Here is a 3,564-nt window from a genome sequence, read left to right on the forward strand (position 1 = left end):
ATGCCGACTTCGACCTGCAGCACTGTAATCTCGACCGTCAGGCTGGCGACGCCGCCCCGGCCATCGCGCGCCTCGAACGTCACGCGGTAGACATTGTTACCGTCCGCGTCCTGCGGCGCATCGAAATCCAGCGGCTGGGGCAGAGACAGAACTCCAGTCGCCGGCGCGAAGCTGAAAACCGCCGCATCCCCGCCCGGAACGACTGACAACGTGATGGGGTCCCCATCGGGATCGGTGGCCGTGAGTGTATAGACAGGTCCGGTCGTCTGCTCATTGACGGTGACCGAGGCCGGCGAGGTGATGACCGGTGGCTGGTTCGCTGCCGGTGGCGGCGCCGTGCTTCCGCCCCCACTGCTGCCCCCGCAGGCAACAAGAACAAACACTGCCGCCAGAAGGACGACCTTCCAGGCGCTCAGGGCGTGTGTGGGCGGTCTCATGCCGTTGCAACCTAGCATCGAGTCTCACCGCGCCTGCCTATCTTTTCGGACAGCTTCCACAATCGCAGACCAGATACGCCGGATCGCCCGCTGGCCAAGCCACCTGAAAGGGTTCAGAAGGCCTGATTCAGTTTATCGCGATAAGGACAATCTCAACATGGACGGCGATTCGGCAGACAAGCCAGCCGCGCTTCAACCGGCCCAGGCGAGACGCCTCGGCAAGCCGGAACTGATCGCCATGGTCGCCGGGCTGATGGCGCTGAACGCCATCGCCATCGACATCATGTTGCCTGCCCTCGGCGAAATCAGCCGCGCGACAGGTCTCGTGGCCGAGGGCGCGCCGCGCGACAATCGCCAGCAGCTGATCATCTTCGCCTATGTGCTCGGCTTCGGCGCACCTCAACTCGCCTGGGGCCCGATAACCGACCGCTTCGGCCGCCGCGCGCCGCTGTTCATCGGGCTGATCGGTTATGTCGCGACCGCCTTTCTCTGCGTCATCCTCAAGGATTTCTGGGCGCTGCTCGCTGCGCGTTTCCTGCAGGGCGTGTTCGCTTCCGGCGCGCGGATCGTCGCCGCCGCGGTGGTGCGCGACCTGTTCGCGGGCCGCAGTATGGCGAGTTTCATGTCGCTGGTGATGACCATCTTCATGATCGTGCCGATTATCGCGCCAGGCGCCGGACAGCTGATCCTACTGTTCGCACCCTGGGAGGGCATCTTCGTGGTGCTGGCGGGTTGGGGCCTGATGATGCTCATCTGGACCTGGGCGCGCCTGCCGGAAACCCTGCCGCCCGAAGCCCGGCGACCGCTGAACCTGCGCAGCGCGGGCAGCGCCTATCTGGAGGTCGTCCGCTCGCCCGTCAGCTTCGGCTACATGATGGCGTCCGGCATCATCTTCGGCGCGCTGTTCGCCTTCATCGCCTCGTCCGAACAGGTGTTCCGGGAAGTCTTCCGGATGGAGAACACTTTCGCGCTCTGGTTTGCCGGCGTCGCGGCGGCCCTCGCCGTCGCCAACTTCACCAATTCGCGCCTGGTCGAGCGGCTCGGCATGCGCCGCATAAGCCATGCGGCCTTGATCATGTTCATTCTCACCTCGCTGGTCCTGACTCTCACGACGCTGGCGTTTGGTGAAAACTTCGCGGTGTTCTTCCCGATCTTTGCGCTCAGCTTCGCCTGTTTCGGCATGATGGGATCGAACTTCTCCGCCCTCGCCATGGAACCGCTCGGCAAGATCGCCGGCACGGCCTCGGCTGCCTATGGCTTTGCCACGACTCTGATCTCGAGCCTGATCGGCATGCTGATCGGCGCGCAGTACAATGGGACGACCATTCCGCTCACGGCGGGCTTCGTCGGTCTGGGGGTCGTTTCGCTGGGAATCGTGCTCGTCACGGAAAAAGGCCGGCTATTCTCCAGCCGCTGACGGCGCTTACAGAAGCGGTTCACGCTGGCGGGCGAGCGGCCGGATGACCGTCTCCAGATGTTCGATGATGCGCGCGGCGATGTCCTTGCCGGTCGCCGCTTCGATGCCCTTGAGGCCGGGAGACGAGTTCACTTCCAGAACCTTCGGACCAGCAGACGTCTGCAACAGGTCTACGCCCGCGATCTGCAGGCCTAGCACCTTGGCAGCTTCCCGCGCGATGTCCCGCTCCGCCGCCGACAGTTTCGCCGGGCTGGCTGTGCCGCCGCGGTGGAGGTTCGAGCGGAACTCGCCGGTCTCCGCCTGACGCCGCATCGCGCCCACGACCTTGTTGCCAACGATGAAGGCCCGGATATCGGCCCCGCCTGCTTCCTCAACGAATTCCTGAACCAGGAAGTTTGCGTCCAGCCCCCGGAACGCATCGACCAGATGCTCCGCTGTCTTGCGCGTCTCCGCCAGCAGAACCCCCTTCCCCTGCGTGGAGGACAGCAGCTTCAGCACCACCGGCGCCCCGCCCGCCACCGCGATCAGGCCTTTGGTATCCTTCGGGCTGTGCGCGAACGCCGTGATCGGCATGGCGATCTTGGCGCGGGCGAGCAGCTGGTGCGCCAGCAGCTTGTCGCGCGAGCGGCCAATCGCGCCCGCCGTGTTCAGGCAATACGCACCGGTGTTCGAGAACTGGCGCAGCACCGCCATGCCATAATCGGTGATGGTCGCGCCGATGCGCGGAATGACGGCGTCATAGCGCGGCAGCGCCTCGCCGTCATAATGCACCTCCGCGTCCGCCGCGCCGATGCGCATGTAACAGCGCGCGGTATCGATCACTTCGATCACATGCCCGCGCGTTTCCGCCGCCTCAATGAGCCGCAAGGACGAATAATTGCGGGGCTCCCGCGTTAGCAACGCGATACGCAGCGGCCGTTTCACCGGCTTGCGGCGCGGCAGGCCCTGATAGGTCTGATAGCTCAGCTGCGGCTGAAGGAAGGAGGCGTTCGGATCAATGATCCAACTCGGCTGGATCGCCGCCCGGCCGAGCAGCATCCGGTAAGTCATCGTCTCGCGGTTCGACAGCGTCAACTGGATCGGCCAGCTGAGCCCGCCAATCTCGGCAGTCGTCTCGATAACATAACGCAGCTCCCGCTCGCCATTCGAACTCGTCACTTCGCGCCGGTCGACGATCGGCGCCGAACAGGTAACCTCAAGCGACGCATCACCCGGATCCGGCTGGATCAGGAAGCGCACCTGCGGCGCATGGGCTGGCCCGAACGGCTCGATCACGCTGGCATGCAGCGCCGAAGTCTTGGCGCCGGTGTCGATCTTCGCCTTGATTGCCGGCAGGCCCAGATCCTTCAGGGACAGCCATTCTTCCCAGCCAAGCTGGAGGGGCGTGGAATTCGGCATGGTGCTGGATGCTCCGGCTTGGGCTCGCCACCGTTACAGAGTTTCGGCGCCCGGCGACAACCCCCGCTACAGCATCATGGAGTCAGCCTTTCACAAGCCACGCTTTTTCGACAATTTTTGTCACATCGCCCATGATGCCGGTGATGCGGAAATCCTTGGGCGTATACACCGCCGCCACGCCCATCTGGCGCAGCGCCCGGCTGTCTTCCGGTGGGATGATCCCGCCGACGACGAGCGGCACATCCTCGAGTCCCTGCTTGCGCATTTCCGCGACCGTCTCGCGCACGAGATCCAGATGGCTGCCCGACAGGA

4 protein-coding genes are annotated in these 3,564 nt (G+C 64.6%); 1 reads left to right on the plus strand and 3 read right to left on the minus strand.

Going from position 1 to position 3,564, the window contains the following annotated elements; genetic code table 11:
* The coding region (locus ACK4SV_RS16225) for a cadherin repeat domain-containing protein (protein ID WP_409918883.1) at positions 1 to 437 on the minus strand (437 nt) is incomplete at its 3' end.
* A gap of 157 nt (positions 438 to 594) precedes the next feature.
* Between ACK4SV_RS16225 and ACK4SV_RS16230 the strand changes: the two genes are divergently transcribed.
* Entirely contained in the window at positions 595 to 1,854 is a 1,260-nt protein-coding gene (locus ACK4SV_RS16230) for a multidrug effflux MFS transporter (RefSeq protein ID WP_409918884.1), read from the plus strand.
* A 6-nt stretch (positions 1,855 to 1,860) separates the two neighbouring features.
* On the opposite strand, the gene rimK is transcribed toward ACK4SV_RS16230, so the two are convergent.
* Both rimK and ACK4SV_RS16240 read right to left on the minus strand, forming a co-directional pair.
* A complete protein-coding gene (rimK, locus tag ACK4SV_RS16235) occupies positions 1,861 to 3,252 on the minus strand; it encodes a 30S ribosomal protein S6--L-glutamate ligase (protein WP_409918885.1) in 1,392 nt (463 codons plus the stop codon).
* 82 nt (positions 3,253 to 3,334) lie between these two features.
* Positions 3,335 to 3,564 (minus strand): cobalamin B12-binding domain-containing protein (locus ACK4SV_RS16240; RefSeq protein WP_409918886.1); only part of this gene is annotated, 230 nt, incomplete at its 5' end.

It is taken from the genome of Hyphomonas sp., from assembly GCF_046313735.1.
Classification (GTDB): Bacteria; Pseudomonadota; Alphaproteobacteria; order Caulobacterales; family Hyphomonadaceae; genus Hyphomonas.

Coding starts and splice junctions, on each gene's coding strand:
- rimK (WP_409918885.1), bottom strand. CDS start 3,252: ATGCCGAATTCCACGCCCCTCCAGCTTGGCTGGGAAGAATGGCTGTCC.
- ACK4SV_RS16230 (WP_409918884.1), top strand. CDS start 595: ATGGACGGCGATTCGGCAGACAAGCCAGCCGCGCTTCAACCGGCCCAG.